Genomic DNA, 21,529 nt, shown 5'->3' on the forward strand with positions numbered 1-21,529 from the left:
CCGCCGTCCAGGGACCGACAGCGGTGGCCGACAGCCGCCTGCCCGGCCTTGTGCCCGGCCACAGCGGATTCGGCGGATGCGGCGGATGCGGCGGCCAGGGGACGTCGCGTCGGGAGCGCCTCGCTCGGCGGAACCCCGGCCGGGCCGCCTGGGGCACGGACGACCGTCGCTCACCGCTGGCACGGGCCAGACGCCGCACACCGCCTCACGGACCGACCGCGGCCGCGGCGGGGTGTCCTGACCCGTGGCACGGACGACCGTCGCTCACCGCTGGCACGGGCCAGACGCCGCACACCGCCTCACGGACCGGCCGCGGCCGGCCGCGGCGGGGTGTCCTGACCCGGGTGGGACAGCACCCGGGCGACCGGGACCGGATGCGCCGGGGCGAGGTACGGCGGGGCGGATTGTGCGGCGCGGGCCAGGGAGCGTCGGTCGGCGTGGGTGCCCGGAGTGATCACCGTACACACCTCCACGTCGGCCACCAGCCCGCGCGCCGACACCACCCGCCACACCGACGCCGGCAGCGAGTCGTCACCGACGAAGGCCGCGGCCGTGCTGCCGGCGCCGCCGGTGAGCCGGTAGCGGAGTCGGACCGGCTGCACGGGCGCACCGGCGTCCAGTGCCGCCTGGAACACGGCGCTTCGGAAGCGGCCCTGGGCCCGGCCGCACCAGGTACTGCCCTCGGGGAAGACGGCGACCGCGCCACCGGAGCGCAGCACGGCGGCGACTCGGGCGACCGTGTCGGGCAGCGCGCGCAGGCGGTCGCGGTCGATGAAGAGCGCGCCGCCGCGGGCGGCCAGCGGGCCGGCGACCGGCCAGTGCCGGATCTCGGCCTTGGCCAGCATGCGGGCGGGGCGTACGGCGGCCAGCAGCGGGATGTCCAGCCAGGAGATGTGGTTGGCGACCAGCAGCAGTCCGCCGTTCCGGGCGGCGGCGCCGGTGATGCGGACGCGTACGCCCGCCGCTCGGACGATCCACCGGCACCAGTGGCGGGTGGCGACGGCCGGGATCCGGTGGCCCAGCGGGGACAGGGCGATCCCCGTGAGCAGCAGGGCCAGCACCGCCGTCAGCCGCAGCAGCGCCCCCGGGGCGGTCCGGGCGGAGCCTGCGGGTTCCACGCACGCCCCGGGGGTGCAGGGCGCGGCGGGCAGCCAGGCGCTCATCAGGCCGGGACGAGGGAGAGGAAGTGGCGCAGGTAGCGGGGGTCGACCCGGCGCATCGACAGAAGCACGTAGAGGTCGGCGACCCCGAAGTCCGGGTCGTGGGCGGGCTCGCCGCAGACCCAGGCGCCCAGGCGGAGGTAGCCGCGCAGCAGGGCGGGCAGTTCGGTGCGGGAGGCCGCGGGGCCGGGACGGGACGGGATCCAGGGGAGCAGCGGCCGCACCCGGAACTCCTCCGGGGCCAGGTGCTTGGCCTGCACCCGGCTCCAGGTGGCGCTCGCCAGGGTGCCGCCGTCGGCGAGCGGGAGGGAGCAGCAGCCGGCCAGCCACTCGTGGCCGCGGTCGACCATGTAGCGGGCGATGCCTGCCCAGATCAGGCCGATCACCGCGCCGTCGCGGTGGCCGGGGTGCACGCAGGAGCGGCCGACCTCGACCAGACCGGGGCGGATCGGGTCCAGCGCGGCGAGGTCGAACTCGCCCTCGGAGTAGAGGCGTTTGGCGATCGCGGCGCGCTGCGGCGGCAGCAGGCGGTAGGTGCCCACCACCTCGCCGGTGGCCTCCTGGCGGACCAGCAGGTGGTCGCAGTGGGCGTCGAAGGCGTCGACGTCGAGGCCGGGCTGCGGAGTGTCGAGCAGAGCCCCCATCTCGCCGGCGAACACGTCGTGCCGCAGACGCTGCGCGGCCCGCACGTCGTCCTCGTCCCGGGCCAGGGTGACGGTGTAGCGGGTGGGGGCGAGGCCGAGCGGGGGACGGTCGAGGGTGGAAACACCGGTCATGGCACTCTCCAGGTCACGGGCCGGTTCGGGGACGGCACCCGGTGGGCCGGTCCGGCCCACCGCCTCTGTTCTTCCGATCGCGGTTGGCGTGTACGTGACGGGTTCCGGGAGTACGGGTGTGCGGCGGCTGAACGGCTCACGCCGGGTGTCCGACGTCCCCGGCCCCGTGGACGAGCCGGTGTCGGACGGGTGACGGTCAGGAGGCGACCGGGGGGAAGAGGCCGCCTCCCCTGGGGGAGCGATCACCGGGTCCGGGGTGGGGGCGTGGGGCGGCCGTCGGCGGAAGGCGCTGGGCGCGGCGCCGTGGGAGCGGCTGGAGTCGGCGGAGACGTACCGCGGAACGAGGAGCGCCGGGTGCCGCGGCGGGCAGTTCCGGACGGGCCGGGAGCCGGCGATGCGCCGGGAGGCGGTCATGGGCGGGGGGCCTTGGCGGGACCGGGGTTGAGCACCGCCCCCGGTCCCGCCCGTCCGCACCTGTCGGCGAACGTTCCGCTACCGCCTGGCGACCTTGCGGGTCGCCCGCAGCCACTCCTTGTTCATGCCGGTGATGGACTCGAGCGGGATGCCCTTGGGGCAGGCGGTCGCACACTCGCCGGCGAGGGTGCAGCCGCCGAACCCCTCCTCGTCCATCTGGGTCACCATGTCCAGCACGCGGGTCTCCCGTTCGGGCGCCCCCTGCGGCAACACGTTGAGGTGGTTGACCTTCGCCGAGGTGAACAGCATCGCCGCGCCGTTCGGGCAGGCGGCCACGCAGGCGCCGCAGCCGATGCACTCGGCGTGCTCGAAGGCCTGGTCGGCGTCCGGCTTGGGGACCGGCGTGGCGTGGGCCTCCGGCGCCGAGCCGGTGGGCGCGGTGATGTAGCCGCCGGCCTGGACGATCCGGTCGAACGCGGAGCGGTCGACCACCAGGTCCTTGATCACGGGGAAGGCCGCGGCGCGCCACGGCTCGACGTCGATGATGTCGCCGTCCCGGAAGGACCGCATGTGCAGCTGGCAGGTGGTGGTGCGTTCCGGTCCGTGCGCATCGCCGTTGATCACCAGGCTGCACGCGCCGCAGATCCCCTCGCGGCAGTCGTGGTCGAACGCGACCGGGTCCTCGCCCCTGACGATGAGTTCCTCGTTGAGGGTGTCGAGCATCTCCAGGAAGGACATGTCCGGCGAGATGCCGTCCACCTCGTACGTGGACATGGCGCCGTCGGCGTCGGCGTTCTTCTGCCGCCAGACGCGCAGGGTGAGCTTCATGCGTAGCTCCGCTGGGTGGGGTGGACGTACTCGAAGACGAGGTCTTCCTTGTGCAGGACGGGGGCGCTGCCCGTGCCGGTGAACTCCCAGGCCGCCGCGTAGGCGAACGCATCGTCGTCGCGGGCCGCCTCGCCCTCCGGTGTCTGCGACTCCTCGCGGAAGTGGCCGCCGCAGGACTCGGTACGGTGCAGGGCGTCGAGGCACATGAGCTCGGCGAGCTCCAGGTAGTCGACGACGCGGTTGGCCTTCTCCAGGGACTGGTTGAACTCCTCTCCCGCGCCGGGGACCTTGATGCGCCTCCAGAACTCGTCGCGGATCTGCGGAATGCGCTCCAGCGCCTTGCGCAGTCCGGCGTCGGTGCGGGCCATGCCGCAGAACTCCCACATGAGCTCGCCGAGTTCGCGGTGGAAGGAGTCGGGGGTGCGGTCGCCGTCGACGGACAGCAGCCGGTCCAGGCGGTCCCGGGTCCCGGCCAGCACGTCCCGGACGTCGGGGTGCTCGTCGGTGACCTCGTCCTGGTGCGGGTTGCGGGCGAGGTAGTCGTTGATGGTGGCCGGCAGCACGAAGTAGCCGTCGGCGAGGCCCTGCATCAGGGCGGACGCGCCGAGCCGGTTGGCGCCGTGGTCGGAGAAGTTGGCCTCGCCGATCGCGAACAGGCCGGGCACGGTGGTCCGGAGGTCGTAGTCGACCCACAGGCCGCCCATCGTGTAGTGGACGGCCGGGTAGATCCGCATCGGCACCTCGTACGGGTCCTCGTCGGTGATCCGCTGGTACATGTCGAAGAGGTTGCCGTACTTGGCCTCCACCGCCGCGCGGCCCATTCGCTCGATGGCGTCGGCGAAGTCGAGGTACACGCCCTGTCCGCCGGGGCCGACGCCGCGGCCCTCGTCGCAGACGTTCTTCGCGGCACGGGAGGCGATGTCGCGCGGGACCAGGTTGCCGAAGGAGGGGTAGATCCGCTCCAGGTAGTAGTCGCGCTCGTCCTCGGGGATCCGGTGCGGCGGGCGGGTGTCGCCCTTGGCCCTGGGCACCCAGATCCGTCCGTCGTTGCGCAGCGACTCGCTCATCAGGGTGAGCTTGGACTGGTGGTCGCCGGTGCGGGGGATGCAGGTGGGGTGGATCTGCGTGAAGCAGGGGTTGGCGAAGAGGGCGCCGCGCCGGTGCGCCCGCCACACGGCGGTGGCATTGGAGTTCATGGCGTTGGTCGACAGGTAGAAGACGTTGCCGTAGCCGCCGGAGGCGAGCACGACCGCGTCCGCGTAGTACGTGTCGATCCTGCCGGTGATCAGGTCACGGGCGACGATGCCGCGGGCCCGTCCGTCGACGACGATCAGGTCGAGCATCTCGGTCCGCGGGTGCATCTCGACGTTGCCGGCCGCGATCTGCCGGCTGAGCGCCTGGTAGGCGCCGAGCAGCAGCTGCTGGCCCGTCTGGCCGCGGGCGTAGAAGGTGCGGGAGACCTGGACGCCGCCGAAGGAGCGGGTGTCGAGCAGGCCGCCGTACTCGCGGGCGAAGGGCACGCCCTGCGCCACGCACTGGTCGATGATCTCGACGGAGATCTGGGCGAGCCGGTGGACGTTGGACTCGCGGGCGCGGAAGTCGCCGCCCTTGACGGTGTCGTAGAACAGCCGGTGGACGGAGTCGCCGTCGTTGCGATAGTTCTTCGCCGCGTTGATCCCGCCCTGCGCCGCGATGGAGTGGGCGCGGCGCGGGGAGTCCTGGTAGCAGAACTGGACGACGTGGTAGCCCTGTTCGGCGAGGGTGGCGCCCGCGGACCCGCCCGCCAGGCCGGTGCCGACGACGATCACGGTGTGCTTGCGCCGGTTGGCCGGGTTGACGAGTTTGGCCTCGAAGCGGCGCTTGTCCCAGCGCTCGTGGACGGGGCCGGACGGCGCCCTGGTGTCGGCGACCGGCTCGCCGGTCGTGTAGCTGGTGTATGCAGCGGTCATGTCAGCTCACCACTCCGGTCATGACGCCCACGGGTACGGCGACGAAGCCGGCCGTGAGCAGCAGCGCGAGGACGTCGGCGACGGTCTTCAGGACACGGTCCCGGGTGCGGCTGCCGACGCCGAGGGTCTGGGCGGCGCTCCAGAAGCCGTGCCGGACGTGCAGGCCGAGGGCGAGCATCGCGACGATGTAGATGACGTTGCCGTACCAGGTGGAGAAGGTGTCCACGACGTTCTGGTACGGGTGGCCCTCCTGGAAGTCGCCGGAGTGCACGGTGCCGGTGGTCAGGTCCAGGATGTGCCAGACGATGAACAGGCCGAGGATGATGCCGCCCCAGCGCATGGTGCGCGTGGCGTAGCTCGCCCGGGGCCTACGGTGGACGTAGCGGGTGGGACGCGCCCGGATGTCGCGGCGGCTGAGCTGGTACGCGGAGACGGCGTGTGCGACGACCGCGACCACGAGCACCGCGCGGACCAGCCACAGCGTCCACTCGTAGTGCATGAAGGGCTCGCCGACGGTGCGCAGCCAGTGCGCGTAGTGGTTGAACTCCCCCGCCCCGAAGAAGATCTTCAGGTTTCCGATGACGTGTGCGACCAGGTACAGCAGCATGATCACGCCACTCACGGCCATCACCGTCTTCTTTCCGACGGTGGAGTTCCACACAGTGCGCGCCATGGACGGCCGCCGGTCCGTCCGCGTTGCCAGAGCCATGGGACAGAACGCTAGGGCCGAAGGTCCTCATCGGTCCAAGACATGGTGCACCTCGTTTCGATAGGCAACGCCTATGTCACTGCCTATGCTGGGACGATGCAGTTCCAGCAGCTCCAGTACTTCGTGGCGGTCGCCGAGACCCGGCATTTCACCCGGGCCGCGGAGACGGTCCATGTCGCGCAGCCGTCACTGTCCCAGCAGATCAGGGCGCTGGAGCGGGAGCTGGGCGCCGACCTGTTCCTGCGGGCGCGGGGCAACATCACGCTCACCGACGCGGGCGAGGCGCTGCTTCCGCTGGCCCGACGGATCCTGGCGGACACCGAGACGGCCCGCCAGGAGGTGCAGGAGCTGGTGCAACTGCGCCGCGGCCGGGTACGGCTCGGCGCGACCCCGAGTCTGTGCACGGGCCTGCTGCCCGATGTGCTGCGCGCCTTCCACGACCGCTACCCGGGCATCCGGCTGCTGATCGAGGAGGGCGGTTCGCTCGACCTGGTCCGCCAGCTGGCCCGCGGCGCCCTCGACCTCGCGCTGGTCGTGCTGCCGCTGCCGACGCCGTCCCCGGCGCTGACGACGGTGGAACTGCTGCGCGAGGACCTGGTCGTGGTGTCCTCACCGGAGGTGCCGAGCCCGGGCGGCGGTCGCCGCAGCGTGCGGATCGCGGACCTGGCGGGCGAGCGCCTGGTGATGTTCCGGCACGGCTACGACCTGCGGGAGCTGACGGTTGCCGCGTGCCGTTCGGCCGGCTTCGAGCCGGAGTTCGCCGTGGAGGGCGGCGAGATGGACGCGGTCCTGGGGTTCGTGCGGGCGGGACTGGGGGTGGCGGTCGTTCCGCGCATGGTCGCCGCCCGGTCGGGCCACGGCCTCCGCGTCACCGCGCTGACCCGGCCGGGCCTGCACCGGACGATCGCCCTCGCCCATCGCAGTGACGTCGCGCCGCCGCGGGCCGCCCGGGAGCTGCAACGGATGCTGCTGGAGCGGTGAGGACGACCGCCGCGCACGGGGGCACGCGCCCTTCCGGGCGCGATCGGCACGGACCGCCCTGACTGGAAGGGGCAGGACCGGCGCGGAAGGGACACAGGACCGCGGGGGAAGGCCGCCGGTCCGGCCGCCCGGGTCCGGAGGGCGCCCCGGGAGAAGCCCCTCGGTGGGGCCGCTCCTCACCCCGTCGCGTCGGCCAGGGCCAGTTGGTGCAGCCGCTCCGGCGGGCCCGGGCGGGCGTAGTACCAGCCCTGCGCGGTGTCGCAGCCCAGTATCCGCAGTTGCTCGGCCTGTGCGCCGGTCTCCACCCCCTCCACGGTGACCGCGAGGTCGAGGCTGTGAGCCAGTGAGACGATGCCCTCGACGATCTTCAGGTCGACGGGGTCGGCCGGGAACTGCTGCATGCTCTGGGTGAAGGAGCGGTCCAGTTTGAGGATGCTCACCGGCAGTCTGCGCAGGTTCGCCAGGTTCGAGTACCCGGTGCCGAAGTCGTCCAGGGCGATGTCCACGCCCATCTCGGCCAGCCGGCGCAGGGGTTTGAGGAGGTCGTCGTCGGCGCCGATCAGGGCGGACTCGGTGACCTCCAGGCACAGCGCGTCCGGCTCGACGCCCGCCCGCTCCAGGATGTCGACGGTGTCCTGGACGAGCGCGGGGTGGGTGAGCTGGCAGGGCGAGAGGTTGACGTTGATGCGGAACCGCTCGGCGTCCGCGTGCCGGGCCCGCCACTCCCGGGCCTGCCTCACCGACTGCTCCAGCACCCAGCGGCCCAGCGGGACGATCAGGCCCGTGTGCTCGGCGAGCGGGATGAACCGGTCCGGGCCGAGCACGCCGTGCTGCGGATGGAGCCAGCGCACCAGGGCCTCCGCGCCGCGCACGCTGCCGTCGCCGAGGTGGACCAGCGGCTGGTACTCGATGAAGAACTCACCGCGGTCCAGGGCGGCCGGCAGCGCCGTGGTGAGCCCGTGCCGGGTGATGGCACGCGCGTCCGCCTCCGGGTCGGCGAGCTCGAAGCGGTTGCCGCCCGCCGACTTGGCCCGGTACATGGTGATGTCGGCGCTGCGCAGCACCTCCGCCGCGTTGCGCTCGCCCGCCGCGCCCTCGACGATGCCGATGCTGCCGCGCACGGTCAGCTCACGGCCGTCGATCCGGACCGGTGCGAGCAGCGCGTTCATGATGCGGGCGGCCAGTTCGTCCACCTCGCGCTGCGCGTTCGGTCCGGTGGTCAGCGCCACGAACTCGTCGCCACCGAGGCGGGCGACCATCTCGCCGGGCGCGGTCGCACACGACTGCAGACGGTCGGCGACCTCCACCAGCAACCGGTCGCCCGCGGCGTGGCCGAGGCTGTCGTTGATGGTCTTGAAACCGTCCAGGTCGAGGTAGCACAGGCCGAAGCGCTGATCCTCGCCCGCGCCGAGGACCTTCTCCAGCCGCTCGAAGAACAGCGTGCGGTTCGGCAGTCCGGTGAGGGCGTCGTGCGTGGCCTCGTAGCGCAGCCGCAGGTTGAGCAGGCGGCGCTCGGTGGTGTCCTCCATCAGCGCCAGCTGGTACTGGGGGTCGCCGTCGGCGTCGCGCAGCAGGGAGACCGTCAGATTGGTCCACAGGACGGTGCCGTCGGGCCGGTAGAACGCCTTTTCCACGTGGTAGTGCTCGCGTTCGCCCTGCACCAGCTCGTCGTACAGGCGCCACACCTGCGGGGCGTCGTCGACGTGCGTCCAGTCCTTGACGTTCCGGCCGCGCACGAGCTGTTCACCGCCGCCGAACATGCGCATCAGGGCTCCGTTGACCTGCAGTATGTTGCCCTCCAGATCGGCGATGCCGATCCCTATGGCGGCACCCTCGAAGACCGCGCGGAAGCGGGCCTCGGTGGCGTGCAGCGCCTGGGCGACCACGCCTTGGGCGCGCAGGGCGGCCTGCGCGACGGCCTCCTGCTCGGCGAGGGTCCGCTCGCGCAGCGCCTGCGCGTACCCCGCGGACATCGCGTGCTGCAACCGTGCGCTGCGCGAGCGCAGGGCCTCCCGGTCGCCGTCGCCGCCGCAGTACAGCACGAGGTAGGCGTCGACGCAGTCGAGGCTGCGGCTGAGTGCCTCGGGGTCGGTGCAGTGCGCGGCGACCAGGGCGGCGCCGACCGCCCGGCCCTCGGCCGCCTGGAACGCGGGGGCCCGCAGGGCGCGGCTCAACCGTTCCGCCAGCGGCAGCAGTTGCGCCTCGAACTCGGTCCGGGTCGACGACGTCGGTGTGAGCGGGAACACTGCCCGGCTCCAGATGGCTGCGAACCGTCGCAGTCTGTCCTCGAGCCCGTCCGGTTCCCCGCTCACGCCGTACGCCCCACGCCGGCGAAACCGGAGAAGGCATAAGGATCCTCGTCCTCGGGCGCCGTCTCCGGCCGCCACCGCGGCATCGGCACCAGTCCCGGTTCCACCATCTCGTACCCCTCGAAGAACCGCGCGATCTCGTCACGCGAGCGCATGATCAGCGGGTTGCGAATGTCCTTGTACACATCCACCGCACCCTCCGCCCGCCCGGGCGGCAGCGGGATTCCCTCGTACGAGGCATGCGTGAGCAGCAGCAGGCTGCCGGGCGCGAGCGCGTCGCGCAGTTCGGCCACCGCCCCGTACGGGTCGTCCGCGTCCTCCACGAAGTGCAGTATGGCAACGAGAAGCAGCGCCACTGGCCGATTCAGGTCGATCAGCCGCTGCACCTGAGGGCTCGCCAGGATCTCCTGGGGCTTGCGGAGGTCTGCGGCGAGCACGTCGGCGGCGTCGTTGCCCTCCAGCACCGCCCGGCTGTGCGCGACGGCCACCGGGTCGTGGTCGACGTAGACGACACGGGCGCCGGGGGTCGCCTTCTGGGCCACCTCGTGGGCGTTGCCGAAGGTGGGGATGCCGGAGCCGATGTCGAGGAACTGGGTGATGCCCTGGTCCGCGGCGAACCGCACGGCGCGGCGCATGAACGCGCGGTTCGCCTGCATGATCTTCGGCAGCCCCGGCAGGTGTTCCATGGCCTTGCGGGCGGCTTCCCGGTCGACCTCGAAGTTGTGCGAACCGCCCAGGTAGTAGTCGTAGATGCGCGAGACGCTCGGCACCGAGATGTCGATGCTCCGTGGAGCCCAAGCGGGACGCTCCATCTGCTCTCTCCAAGGCGTAGGCGATCCGGTGTTCGAGCTGAGGCTACTGATCGCCCGGCAAAGGAGCGAGCAGAAACGGAAATTGACCGTCCGTTCCCGGTCACTGCCACCGGCACGTGCCGCTCGGGGGACGACACGCGCACGCACACAGGTCCGCCCCCTCCGTGCGGTGCGGAGGGGGCGGACGTTCGGCCGGGCACGCCACCGCGGCGGGGGCGATCGACCCTGGGGCGGTGATCTTCTACTGCTTCGGCGCGCCGACCGGCTTTCCTTCAGGGGTCACGGCGTACCAGGTGCCGCCGACGCCCTGACCGTTGATGTCCCCGGGGGTCTTGTCACCGGAGAAGGTGTAGATGGGCCAGCAGTTGACCGTCTGCTGCTTGACGCCGTCGGGCCGGGTGAAGCTCATCAGGCCCTTCTTCTGCACGTCCTTGGTGTCGTCCGTGGCGACGGGCGACACGGCCGGCCACTTCTCCAGGCAGCCGCCGGTGCAGGCGGAGACCGGCTTGGGCCAGGCCTTGTCCTTGAGGAAGCGGTAGACGGTCATGCCGTTCCTGTCGACGATGATGTCACCGAGGTTGGTGTCGTGCCGGACGGACAGCCCGGGCATGTTGCTCAGCTTCGCCTTCTTCCCGTCGGGGGCGAGCGCGTACCACTTGTCGCCGACACCCTGGCCGCGCACGTCACCGGCGGCGGTGTCCTTGGCGTAGCGGTACGCGGGCCAGCCGCCGATGGTGAGCTGCTTGGTGCCGTCGGACCGGGTGATCTCGCCGAGCAGCTTCTTGTCGACGCCGTCGCCGGCCGTGGCGTCGTCCGCGGGCACCGGAGGCCAGGCCTTGGCGCAGTCGCCGTCGCAGTTGGACTTGGGCGGCTCGGCGGTGTCGGAGTCGAAGCGGTAGAGCGTCATGCCGGCGCTGTCGGTGAGCACCTTGCCCAGTTCGGGATTGTCGGCGACGGCCAGTTCGCCCGCGGTCTGGGCCGCGGTGTCCTGTCCTTCCTTCGCGGCGGCGTCGGATCCCGGGTTGCCGAGCCCGCTGTAGTCGCCACCGGCCGGGGCGGTGGCGCCCACGTTCTGGCTCGCGGCCCGGGTGCCGCCGCCGTCCTGACCGCACGCCGTCGTCAGTGCCAGCACAGCCACGGCGCCCACCGCGAGCGAGGCGCTCCGCCAGGAGGTCTTCATCGTCCAACTCCCCATGTCAGCAAGGGTGTTGCAGCGCCCTGCTGCGCCGCCGCACGGCCATGGGTACGCATGGGGACGGGTGATGTGTTCAATGTCCGCGCGGATTTCTTTCCGGGACCTGTGGCACACCCGCCGCACGGACGTACGCCTCGCCGGACACACGAGCGTCACCGCGCCCGGTCCACCGGGCCCGCTGTCCCTCCTTCGGGGGCAATCCCCCGGCGGTGGGCGTCACCGGCCGGATCAGGCCTCAAGATCTTCTTCGTGCATGGACCCGAACCGACCCGATCACCCGCCGCCGTAAGGGCATTGGCCATGACGGCGCTGATATGGCTCCTGGTGGGGGTGCCGGCCGGGACGGCGTCGGCCGACGCGTGCGCCTACGCCTCCACCGGCCCGGACGGTGTCGACGCGGTGGCGGTGGCCGGGAGCGTCCCCTGGCCGACGGCGTGCCCGCCACCCAGCCCGACGCCCACGCCGACGCCCACGCCGACGCCCACGCCGACCCCCTCCCCCACCCCGACGCCTCACCCGGCTCCCCCGCCTCCGCCCGCCCCCTCGAAGCCCCCCGCGCCCCCGAGTCCCGTGCCCGAGCCGGTGCCGCCGCAGCGCGCTCCGGTACCGGAACCGCCCGCGCCGCCCCGGCCCGCGCCCCCGCCGAGCCCGACACCCACGCCACCCCCCGCACCGACCCCGTCGCCCGCACCGCGACCGTCCGCGAGCCCGGTCGGCTACCCGCGCCACCATGCGACGCCACCCCGGCGGCGGGTGCGGCGCACCGTCTCGCCCGTCATGTACGTGCTCCTGATCACGGCTCCCGCGGTGATCGCCGTGGCCGCGCTCCGTCCGCGCTGACCCGCCGGCCCGCCCCACCACATCCCTCTTGTCCCATACCTGGAGGTATCTCCTTTGCCGGAATGGCTTGTTCTCACCCTCGCGATGCTGGCCGCCTGTGTCGTCGTGGTCGTCATCACCCTCGTGCGGCACCGCAGGGCCGCCGTCGACGAGGACCCCAGTGAGACTCCGGACGTCATCGAGTACATGACCATGTGGATCGGGGTGGTGTACGCCATCGTCCTCGGCCTGGCCATCGCCGGTGTCTGGGAGGCCCGCAGCGCGGCCCAGGACCATGTGCAGGCGGAGGCGCAGGCGCTGCACGAGATCGACGAGCGGGTCCGGGTCTACCCCGTCGACGTCCGCGACCGCGTGCGCGCGGATGTCAACGCCTACGTCGGACATGTCGTCACCGCCGAGTGGAGGACGATGAGGGACCACGGCAGCGTCACCGCCCGCGGCACCCAACTCCTCCAGCGCGTCCGCGAGGACGTCACCGACTACGAACCGGCGAACGACTTCGAGGCCCAGGCCTACCAGCCGCTCCTCGACCAGGTGGCGGCGGCCGACCAGGCGCGCACCGCGCGCGCGGACGCCACCGGTCCGACGATGCCGGGCGTGGTGTGGTTCGGACTGATCACCGGGGCGGTCATCACCATCGGCATGGTCTTCGCGCTGCAGATCCGGCGCACGCCGCGCGAACTGGTCCTCGCCGGGCTGTTCTCGGCGCTCATCGCCTTTCTGCTGTTCCTCATCTGGGACTTCGACGCGCCCTACAGCCGGGGTATCACGGCGTCGATGGAACCGTTCGTGCGGCTCTTCCCGCACGCCGGCGGCTGAGCGACGGGGCGGGGCCGGAAGAGGGCGCTCGCCGCACCACCCCCTTCGCCACGGTTCCCCGCGTCGTCCCGGCGCCCGTGCCCCCGGTGTGCCGAGGCCGTGGGGCCGGCGGCGCAGACGGACCCAGCAGCGGGCCGACGGGCGTCCCGACGGCGCTCTTCCGCTCGTCGAAATCCCGGCCGGCGGGAGCACCCGCCCGATCGGACGTCTCACGCACGGAGCGTGGAGTGCGTCGCACTCGTCCCGCAGGACCGATGCCCCCAAGCGCTCATCGCGTCCCTCCCCCGTCCGGCGGACGCCGTGGGGCGCGCTGTCGCACCGCACCCGCACCGCGGACCCCGAACGGCCGGCGGCCACCCGGGACGGTCTCCCCCGGGTGGCGCACAGCGGTGACCCGTTCGCGCGACTGCGATCGCGGGGACGCACACGTGTTCCTAGCGTGTCGCTCATCGAGGTGCATTTCTGGCGCAAGCGGAAACAGGTCCGCAGCTGCTCCTCGTGGACCCGGAGGATTCACATGCACGCGATACGCGTTGCCACGGCCGCGCTGCTGGGCGCCGGCGCTCTCGCCCTGTCCGCGCCGGTCGCCGTCGCGACGGGCGACTCGGACATCACCCCGTTCGGCTTCTCCGTCACCCCCTCGACCGTCGCGGCCGGAGGGAAGGTCAGGCTTCAGGTGGAGCGCGACCACGGCGGCTGCAAGGGCGCCGTCACCGTCACGTCGGGTGTCTTCGACACGGTCACGATCCGGCGGGGCCACTCGTCCGCCACGGCCACCGTCGACCGGGACGCCCGGCCCGGCGCGGAGTACCGCGTCACCTTCACCTGTGACGGCGTCAGCGGATCCACCGCCCTGACGATCGCCGGCGGGCGGACCGGTCCGACACCGGAGCCCCTGGTGCCGCGGGGCGTGCACGCGGGTGAGGGCGGCAGCATCGCCGGGTTCGACCTCAAGCAGATCGGGCTGGGCGCCGCGCTCATCGCGGGCTCGCTCGGCACCGCCTACCACTTCGCGCGGCGCCGCACCGGCGAGGACGGCGCCTGACGCACGCCGCACGGAAGCCGGCCCCGGAACCCGAGGAGAGGGTTCGGGGGCCGGCTTCCGTGCGGCGTGCGAAGGGGAAGCGGGAAGGTCAGACCCGCCGCTCGGCCCGGCGGCGCATCCAGAACAGGCCGCCGCCGACCAGGGCCGCGGCGACCAGACCGCCGCCGATGGCCATGTCGGTGGGCGTCGCCCCGCTGGAGCTGCTGCCGCCCAGGCCGCCTCGGACGCCGCCGATGACGGTGAAGGCGGACGGGTTGGTCAGGGTCCGGCCGTTGCAGTTCACGGTGATGCTGTGGGTGCCGGGCCGGGCGTTGGAGTTGACGGTGGCGGTGCCCTTGGACGTCCGGTTGGCGCCGTTGATCGGCGTCAGTGGCGTGCTCGGGAAGACGTCCGAGGTCGCCGTGCCGCCGGCCGGGCAGCCGTCGACGGTGATGGTCAGCTGACCGCCGCGGGCGATGACGCTCGGCAGGGCGACGATGTTGCTGGGGTTGACCCCCATGCCGTCCCGGGCGACGGCCGCGGGGGCGGCGAGGCCGAGGAGGGCGACCGCGGCGGCCGAGACCGCAAGGCCACGAGAATTGCGCATGTGATCCTCCGCGGAAGGCGCCCCGGGACCCGTCCCCGGTCGATCGGCGAGAAAGCACCTCCCGGAAAGACACTCAGATGATCAGCACGCCCCCGCATGTCGGGAATGGTCCGTCCCGGTGAGCCGACACGCCCGCACGCCGCCGCGCGTCGCGACATCTGCGCAGGTCACGCACCGTCAGAAAATTCCTGGCAGCGGCGACCCCGGATGGCGCACTCCCCGTGGCACGGGCCACCCGTTCGCCGCTGCCTTGTCGCCGGTTGCGCGCGCCGGACTTAGCGTTCTGCGTATGCGCGAAGTGACACGGCGACGGCCGTGTCGAGAGGGGATGGCGAATGTCTGCGTCCGAGCTGTCCGAGCTGGCCGAAGAGGAGGAGCGCCGGAAGAGGCGCGCCCCCTGGGGGGTGATAGCGCTCGTCCTGCTGACCGGTCTCGCGCTCATCCGGAACGGATCGGGAGAGTTCGACATCGGGCCGCCGCAACCCGCCTCGGCGGCAGCGGCGGACAGCGGAAGTGCCGCGGGCGCCCTGCACCGGGCCCCGGCGCCGATGCCGTTCTCGGTGGCCGACCGGGTGCGGATCCCGGCGATCCAGGTCGACGCGCCGCTCATGCCGGTCGGACTGGACGCGGACGGCTGGGTCGACGCTCCGCCGCCCGAGGACCCGAACCTGGCCGGGTGGTTCACCGGCGCCGTCGCCCCCGGCGAGAAGGGCACCGCGGTCGTCGTCGGCCATGTCGACAACCTGAGCGGCCCGGCCGTGTTCTACGGCCTCGGGGCGCTGAAGAAGGGCAACCACGTCGAGGTCCGGCGCGAGGACGGCAAGACCGCCGTCTTCGAGATCTACGGCGTCGAGGTCTTCGCGAAGAACGACTTCCCGGGCGACCGCGTCTACGCCTCCAAGGGCAGCCCGGAGCTGAGGGTGATCACCTGCGGGGGCGGTTTCTCCAAGCAGAACGGCTACAACGGCAACGTCGTGGTCTTCGCCCGCCTGGCCGAGGTCCGCTGACGGATCCCCGGCCGGGCGGGCCCTCCCCGGTCAGGCGTACCGCCGCCGGGGGACGGTGAGGTGGTAACCGGAGTCCAGCAGCTGCGGCAGGTAGGTACGCAGGGCCTGGACGCTCTGGGAGCGGTCGCCCCCGGCGTCGTGCGACAGGACCACGACGCCGGGGCCGGCGCCGCTCTCCACGCTGCGGACGATGCTGCGGGTGCCGGGGGTGGTCCAGTCGAGGGTGTCGACGGTCCAGGCCAGCGAGTCCATGCCGAGGTCGGCGCAGATCTGGAAGGTGGCGCGGTTCCAGGCTCCGTAGGGTGCGCGGAACCACTGCGGGGGCTCGCCGTAGGCGTCCTCGATGATGTCGCTGGTGCGTTCGATCTCGGAGCGGATGCGGGAGCGGCTCAGCCGGGTCAGCAGCGGATGCGTCCAGGTGTGGTTGCCGACGATGTGGCCCTCGTCGGCCATCCGGGCCAGCAGGCCCTTGTTCCATTCGGCCTGCTCCCCGCACACGAAGAACGTGGCGCGCACGTCGTACTCGCGCAGGGTGTCGAGGATGTCGGGGGTGTAGCGGGGGTCCGGGCCGTCGTCGAAGGTCAGCAGCATGGTGCGGCCGCGGCCGGACATCTTCAGCAGCGGCTTGCTCCGGACGGGGGTCCGGCGCTGGACCGTGGGCGGCGGACCGTATCCGGTGACCGGACGCAGGCGGTAGGTGGAGGGCTTCTGCGGGACGCGGTGCGGCGCGGCTCCCGCGGCGGGGCCCGCAGAGCGGGCGGTTTCCCCTCCGGTACCCAGCGCGAACACCCCGGCGGTGCCGGCGGCACCCACGGCGACGGCCCCGGCGACCAGGAGGCGGCGCCGGGTGAGCAACTGATCCTTCGTCATGAGTCATCCCTCGCCCCCCGGGGAGGCGACGCACCACGGCGACACCGGTGTGGCGGCCGGAAACCACCCGCGCGGGCCAAGCAGTCGGGTCGTCCCACCGGCGTTCGAGGGACGCCCCGCGGGCGGCCACCGGGCCCCGCGGAGGGCCGCAGGGGCCCGCGGAGGACCGGTCAGCGGCGGCGCACCAGCGGGAACGGCAGGGTCTCGCGGATCGTCAGGCCGGTGAGGAACATGACGAGGCGGTCGACGCCGACGCCGAGGCCGCCGGTGGGCGGCATGGCGTACTCGAGGGCGTCGAGGAAGTCCTCGTCGAGTTCCATCGCCTCCGGGTCCCCGCCGGCCGCGAGCAGCGACTGGGCGGTGAGGCGGCGGCGCTGCTCCACCGGGTCGGTCAGCTCGGAGTAGGCCGTGCCGAGCTCCGTACCGAAGGCGACCAGGTCCCAGCGCTCGGCGAGCCGCGGGTCGCGCCGGTGCTGCCGGGTGAGCGGGGAGACGTCGGTGGGGAAGTCCTTGTAGAAGGTGGGCAGCAGGGTCTTCTCCTCGACCAGGCGCTCGTACATCTCCAGGACGACGTCACCGCGGCCGTCGTCCGCGGTGTACGGCACCGAGGCGCGGTCGCACAGCAGGTGCAGCCGCAGCAGTTCGGTGCCGGCGTCGATCTCCTCGCCGAGCGCCTCGGAGAGGGCGCCGTACACGGTCTTGACCGGCCAGGGCCCGGAGATGTCGTGCTCGGCGCCGTCCTTGCGGGCCACGGGGCTGCCGAAGGCGGCCGTGGCGGCGCCCTGGATCAGTTCGCGGGTGAGGTCGAGCATCACGTCGTAGTCGGCGTGGGCCTGGTAGGCCTCCAGCATCGTGAACTCGGGGTTGTGCTTGTGGGAGACGCCCTCGTTGCGGAAGGTGCGGCCCATCTCGAAGACCTTCTCCAGTCCCCCGACGCAGAGCCGCTTGAGGTACAGCTCGGGGGCGATGCGCAGGTACAGGTCGAGGTCGTAGGCGTTGATGTGGGTGGTGAAGGGCCGGGCGTTGGCGCCGCCGTGGATCTGCTGGAGCATCGGCGTCTCGACCTCCAGGAAGCCGCGGTCCAGCAGTCCCTGGCGCAGGGCCTGGACAGCGGTGGAGCGCGCGCGGACCACGTCGCGGGCGGCCGGGCTGGTGACCAGGTCCAGGGAGCGCATGCGGACCTTGGCCTCGGGGTCGGTCAAGCCGCGCCGTTTGTCGGGCAGCGGGCGCAGGCACTTGCCGGTGAGCTGCCAGTCGGTGACGAAGACGGTCGGTTCGCCCCGGTCGCTGACGTCCGCCCGGCCGGTCGCGAGGATGTGGTCGCCGATGTCGGTGTCGGCGCGGAAGCGGGGCAGCGCCGGTCCGGAGCCGCTGCGGGTGAGGGCGAGCTGGCGATCGCCGGACCAGTCGCGCAGGACGACGAAGACGATGCCGCCGAAGTCGCGGACCAGCATGATCCGTCCGGCGACGGTGACCAGGTCGCCCGTGCGGACCTCGGCGAGGGTGTGGCTGCGGGACGGGACGCCGACCGGGTAGGGGTCGACGCCGTCGGCCCGCAGGCGCTCCAGCTTGCGGTGCCGCACGCGGACCTGCTCGGGGCGGCCCGCGCCCGGGCCGGCCGCCCCGGCCTCGTGCCCTCTGTCGAGGCCGAGCGCCGCGAGCGGCGGCAGTCCCTCCGTGGTGGCGGGCCGCCGTGCGCCCTTGGAGTGCCCTCGGCCCCAGAGCGTGCGCAGCGAGGGTACGGAGACGAAGCCCTCGGCGATGGCGGAGGCGAGGCCGGTGCGGGCGAGGGCGGCGGCGTCGCCGTAGCACAGGAACCGCGGGTACCACTCGGGGTGGTACTTGGCGTTGGACCGGTACAGGGCCTCCAGCTGCCACCATCTGGACAGGAACAGCAGCAGGCGGCGCCAGAGCCGGAGGACCGGTCCGGCGCCGATGCGGGCGCCCTCCTCGAAGGCCGAGCGGAAGACGGCGAAGTTCAGCGAGACCCGGCGTACGCCGAGTTTGGGGGCGGCGGCGCACAGTTCGGCGACCATGAACTCCATCACGCCGTTGGGGGCGCTGCGGTCCCGGCGCATCAGGTCCAGGGAGATGCCGTCCCGGCCCCAGGGCACGAAGGAGAGCAGGGCGAGCATGCGGCCGTCCGCGTCGGAGGCCTCCACGAGCAGGCAGTCTCCGTCGGCGGGGTCGCCGAGCCGGTCCAGTGCCATCGAGAAGCCGCGTTCGGTCTCGGTGTCGCGCCAGGCGTCGGCCTTGTCGACGATCTCCTCCATCTCGGCGTCGCTCAGGGTCGCGTGGCGGCGGATGCGGCAGGTCGCACCGGTGCGGCGCACCCGGTGCACAGCCTGCCGGGTGACGCGCATGTCGCGTCCGTCCAGGTCGAAGGCCATCACGTGCAGGATCGCCTCGTCGCCGAGTTGGAGGGCGCCGAGTCCGGCGCGGGCGTAGGCGGTGGCGCCGTCCTCGGAGGCGCCCATCACGGCGGGGGCCCAGGCGTGCCGGCGGGCGATGCCCAGCCACGCCGCGATGGCGTGCGGCCAGGCCTCCCGGTCGCCGACCGGGTCGCCGCTGGCGAGGCAGACACCGGCTTCGACGCGGTAGGTGACGGCCGCCTTGCCGCTGGGCGAGAAGACGACGGCCTTGTCGCGGCGGGTGGCGAAGTAGCCGAGGGAGTCCTGCTCGCCGTAGCGGCCGAGCAGGGCGCGGATGCGCAGTTCCTCGTCGTCGTGGAGGGCGGCCTCCAGGCGCTGGGAGCGGAAGAGGGTGGCGGCGGCGTTCAGCAGGGCGAGCGCGCCGAACAGGCCGAGCAGGAAGTACAGGGCGCGCGGCGGGCGGCCGTCGAAGGAACCGCCCGAGACGAGGCCGCCGAGGACGCGGTTGGCGGCCCAGGCCAGGTGTTGGCCGGACGGCAGGGTGCCGGGGAACAGTTCCACCAGGCCCCATCCGAACAGGACCGCGAGGGCCAGCCCGCCCACCAGTACGCCGACCGCGCGCCGTACGGCGCCGCGGCGGGACGCGGCGTAGAACTCGCCCCGGGCCGCGATCAGCAGCGCCAGGGCGAGCAGGCAGACGACGAGTGACGGCAGGGACTCGGCGTACAGCCCGAGCGCCACGCCGAGGACGTCCGTGAGGACGAGCAGTCCCAGATAGACCACGACCAGCCACCAGGCGACCTTCTTGCGGGCGGCGGTGGCGCCGGCCAGCAGGAACAGGAAGACCGCGTAGGCGAGGTTGGCGCTGACCGGGACGATGAGCAGGTCCAGGACGCGCACCACCGGGCGCAGCAGCCTGCGCAACGGCGGGATCAGCGCGAGCAGCAGGCACAGCAGGCCGAGGGCGCCGAAGAAGGCGCCGAACCCCTCGGGCACCCGGCTGAGGAAGCCGCGCCCGGGCGCGGGTATCGCCCCGCGGCCGTCCCGTTCCGCGGGGGCTTCCACCGTGGCACTCATGGTTCCGACTGTAGGAACACACCGGCGGCCCCGCCCGTCGAGCGTCCGGGGGCGGCGCCTTGGCCGCGCCCGGGCGGTGGGCGGCCGCGGCGGTTCGATAGCCTCGGTCCGTGACGCAGGAGCATTCCCAGGGGTTCGAGCGGGGTACGGACGGCCCGAAGGTCATCGTCGTCGGGGTGGACGGCTCCGAGTCGTCGCTGCGTGCGGCGGCCTACGCGGGCGGCCTGGCCCGGCGCCAGCACGCGCTGCTCGCCGTCGTGTACGTGCAGCCGGTGATGGCGGCCGGCGCCGCACTCGGTGCGCCCGTGGCCGAGACGACCGACGAGATCGCCAAGGACCTCGTCCGGCAGATCCGGGAGGCGGCCGAGCGGGTCAAGGGGATGTTCGAGGTGCGCTGGGAGTTCCACACGCTGCGCGGCGACCCCTACAGCGGCCTGGTCGAGGCCGCCGACGAACTGCGCGCCGACGCCGTGGTGGTGGGCGCGTCCGAGCAGGCCGGACACCGGCTCATCGGCTCGGTGGCGGTCCGTCTGGTGAAGGCGGGGCGCTGGCCGGTGACCGTGGTGCCGTAGCCACCGGACCGCACGGGCCCCGTCCCGCGCCGCTCCCCCACCGGTCACTTCCCCATCACCAGCCCGTCCTTCGCCGCGCCCCGGCTGAGCACCACGTCGCGGATGCGGTCGCGCACCCCCCGCACCTCGGCGCCCCGGGCGAGCGCGCGATTGAGGTTCATCACGCGGCCGGCGTCGATGTCGAACAGCTGCGGGACGAACTCGGCCTTGGCCACCTCCCACCGGCCGCCGGGCCGGCGCGGCGGGGCGAAGGTGAAGCGCGCCACGGTGGACTGGTTGCCGCGCGGGTCCTGGGCTCCCTGGTGGTTGAACATCGCGCCGGCGATCTGGTCGCCCATGCCGTACACCACCCAGGTCCCGTTGACCTTCTCGTACGCCTGCGGTACGTGGGCGTGGGTGCCGAGGATCAGGTCGATGTCGGGCCGGTCGCCGGTGCGGGAGGCGGTCAGGCGGCGGGCCAGATCGAGCTGCTGCTGGTCGGGGGCGTCCTGCCACTCGGTGCCCCAGTGCACGGAGACGACGACCACGTCCGCGCCGGCGCGGCGGGCGGCCCGGGCGTCGGCGACGATCCGGCCCTCGTCGATCAGGTTGACGGCCCAGGGCTGCCCGGGCGGCAGTGGGTAGCCGTTGGTGCCGTAGGTGTAGGCCAGGTGGGCGACGACGGCGGGGCCGGCCCGCATGATGGTGACGGAGTCGCCCTCGGCCTGGGTGCGCGCCGATCCGGCGTGCCGTACACCGGCGCCGTCGAGGGCGTCCAGGGTGCGGCGGATGCCGTCGGCGCCGTCGTCGAGGGTGTGGTTGGAGGCGGTGGAGCAGCCGTCGTAGCCGGTGGCGGCGAGCCCGGCGGCGATCTCGGGCGGGGACTTGAAGACGGGATAGCCGGTGTAGTCGCCGTTCGCGCCGTAGACGGTCTCCATGTGACAGAGCGCCAGATCGGCATGGGAGACGACGGGTTCGATACCGGCGAGCATCGGCCGGAAGTCGTAGCCCGTCCCGCCCGCGTCGAAGCGGGCGCGCTCGATGATCGAGGTGTGCGGCAGGACGTCGCCGGAGGCGACGAGGGTGAAGCCTCGTCCGGCGCCCGAGGGGGCCGGCCGGCCCGGTTCGCCGGATGCCGCGTGGTCGTGGGCCTGGCAGGCGGCGGCCGCGGCGAGCACTGCCGTCAGGGCCAGGGCCACCTGGTGTCTGCGTGCGATCATCACTCACCC

General features: G+C 72.9%; 17 protein-coding genes. 5 read left to right on the top strand and 12 right to left on the bottom strand.

Annotated elements, in window-relative coordinates; all coding sequences use genetic code 11:
* Positions 1–299: 299 nt before the first annotated feature.
* The 5 genes from JS756_RS01825 to JS756_RS01845 form a co-directional block, all read right to left on the bottom strand.
* Complete coding sequence (locus JS756_RS01825; protein ID WP_205381087.1) at positions 300–1,163, bottom strand: lysophospholipid acyltransferase family protein; 864 nt, start codon at positions 1,161–1,163, stop codon at positions 300–302.
* Positions 1,163–1,936: a GNAT family N-acetyltransferase gene (locus tag JS756_RS01830; protein ID WP_205381088.1), complete on the bottom strand. Its 774-nt coding sequence runs from the start codon at positions 1,934–1,936 to the stop codon at positions 1,163–1,165. The genes JS756_RS01825 and JS756_RS01830 overlap by 1 nt, the downstream gene beginning before the upstream one ends.
* A 492-nt stretch (positions 1,937–2,428) precedes the next feature.
* The gene (locus tag JS756_RS01835; protein WP_205381089.1) at positions 2,429–3,178 is read right to left on the bottom strand and encodes a succinate dehydrogenase/fumarate reductase iron-sulfur subunit; all 750 of its coding nucleotides are present in this window, start codon (positions 3,176–3,178) and stop codon (positions 2,429–2,431) included.
* The gene (locus JS756_RS01840; RefSeq protein WP_205381090.1) at positions 3,175–5,127 is read right to left on the bottom strand and encodes a fumarate reductase/succinate dehydrogenase flavoprotein subunit; all 1,953 of its coding nucleotides are present in this window, start codon (positions 5,125–5,127) and stop codon (positions 3,175–3,177) included. The genes JS756_RS01835 and JS756_RS01840 overlap by 4 nt, the downstream gene beginning before the upstream one ends.
* Position 5,128: 1 nt before the next feature.
* Positions 5,129–5,800 carry a succinate dehydrogenase gene (locus JS756_RS01845; RefSeq protein WP_205381291.1) on the bottom strand — a complete coding sequence of 224 codons (672 nt, stop codon included), beginning with the start codon at positions 5,798–5,800 and terminating at the stop codon, positions 5,129–5,131.
* Positions 5,801–5,932: 132 nt separating this feature from the next.
* On the opposite strand from JS756_RS01845, the gene JS756_RS01850 reads away from it, so the two are divergent.
* Complete coding sequence (locus JS756_RS01850) at positions 5,933–6,817, top strand: LysR family transcriptional regulator (RefSeq protein ID WP_205381091.1); 885 nt, start codon at positions 5,933–5,935, stop codon at positions 6,815–6,817.
* A 176-nt stretch (positions 6,818–6,993) separates the two neighbouring features.
* Here JS756_RS01850 and JS756_RS01855 read toward each other — a convergent pair whose 3' ends face one another.
* The 3 genes from JS756_RS01855 to JS756_RS01865 form a co-directional block, all read right to left on the bottom strand.
* On the bottom strand, positions 6,994–9,129 hold the full coding sequence (locus tag JS756_RS01855; protein ID WP_205381092.1) for a putative bifunctional diguanylate cyclase/phosphodiesterase: 2,136 nt from the start codon (positions 9,127–9,129) through the stop codon (positions 6,994–6,996).
* Positions 9,126–9,938, bottom strand: coding sequence for an SAM-dependent methyltransferase (locus tag JS756_RS01860; RefSeq protein ID WP_205381093.1), 813 nt, complete (start codon positions 9,936–9,938; stop codon positions 9,126–9,128). The genes JS756_RS01855 and JS756_RS01860 overlap by 4 nt, the downstream gene beginning before the upstream one ends.
* 241 nt (positions 9,939–10,179) lie before the next feature.
* Positions 10,180–11,118 (bottom strand): SCO0930 family lipoprotein, encoded by a 939-nt coding sequence (locus tag JS756_RS01865; RefSeq protein ID WP_205381292.1) that lies wholly within the window; start codon positions 11,116–11,118, stop codon positions 10,180–10,182.
* A gap of 909 nt (positions 11,119–12,027) precedes the next feature.
* Between JS756_RS01865 and JS756_RS01870 the strand changes: the two genes are divergently transcribed.
* Positions 12,028–12,792, top strand: coding sequence for a bestrophin-like domain (locus JS756_RS01870; RefSeq protein ID WP_205381094.1), 765 nt, complete (start codon positions 12,028–12,030; stop codon positions 12,790–12,792).
* A gap of 517 nt (positions 12,793–13,309) precedes the next feature.
* Positions 13,310–13,837 (top strand): hypothetical protein, encoded by a 528-nt coding sequence (locus JS756_RS01875; protein ID WP_205381095.1) that lies wholly within the window; start codon positions 13,310–13,312, stop codon positions 13,835–13,837.
* An 88-nt stretch (positions 13,838–13,925) separates the two neighbouring features.
* Here JS756_RS01875 and JS756_RS01880 read toward each other — a convergent pair whose 3' ends face one another.
* Positions 13,926–14,423: a hypothetical protein gene (locus tag JS756_RS01880; RefSeq protein ID WP_205381096.1), complete on the bottom strand. Its 498-nt coding sequence runs from the start codon at positions 14,421–14,423 to the stop codon at positions 13,926–13,928.
* Between the two features lie 335 nt (positions 14,424–14,758).
* On the opposite strand from JS756_RS01880, the gene JS756_RS01885 reads away from it, so the two are divergent.
* Complete coding sequence (locus tag JS756_RS01885) at positions 14,759–15,430, top strand: class F sortase (protein WP_205381097.1); 672 nt, start codon at positions 14,759–14,761, stop codon at positions 15,428–15,430.
* 30 nt (positions 15,431–15,460) lie between these two features.
* On the opposite strand, the gene JS756_RS01890 is transcribed toward JS756_RS01885, so the two are convergent.
* Entirely contained in the window at positions 15,461–16,300 is an 840-nt protein-coding gene (locus tag JS756_RS01890) for a polysaccharide deacetylase family protein (RefSeq protein WP_205381098.1), read from the bottom strand.
* A gap of 170 nt (positions 16,301–16,470) precedes the next feature.
* Entirely contained in the window at positions 16,471–19,749 is a 3,279-nt protein-coding gene (gene lysX / locus JS756_RS01895; protein WP_205381099.1) for a bifunctional lysylphosphatidylglycerol synthetase/lysine--tRNA ligase LysX, read from the bottom strand.
* A 110-nt stretch (positions 19,750–19,859) separates the two neighbouring features.
* On the opposite strand from lysX, the gene JS756_RS01900 reads away from it, so the two are divergent.
* Positions 19,860–20,321: a universal stress protein gene (locus JS756_RS01900; RefSeq protein WP_205381100.1), complete on the top strand. Its 462-nt coding sequence runs from the start codon at positions 19,860–19,862 to the stop codon at positions 20,319–20,321.
* A gap of 44 nt (positions 20,322–20,365) precedes the next feature.
* Here JS756_RS01900 and JS756_RS01905 read toward each other — a convergent pair whose 3' ends face one another.
* Positions 20,366–21,520 carry a CapA family protein gene (locus JS756_RS01905; RefSeq protein WP_205381101.1) on the bottom strand — a complete coding sequence of 385 codons (1,155 nt, stop codon included), beginning with the start codon at positions 21,518–21,520 and terminating at the stop codon, positions 20,366–20,368.
* Between the last annotated feature and the right edge of the window lie 9 nt (positions 21,521–21,529).

The organism is Streptomyces actuosus (genome assembly GCF_016921115.1).
In the GTDB taxonomy this organism is placed as follows: domain Bacteria; phylum Actinomycetota; class Actinomycetes; order Streptomycetales; family Streptomycetaceae; genus Streptomyces; species Streptomyces actuosus_A.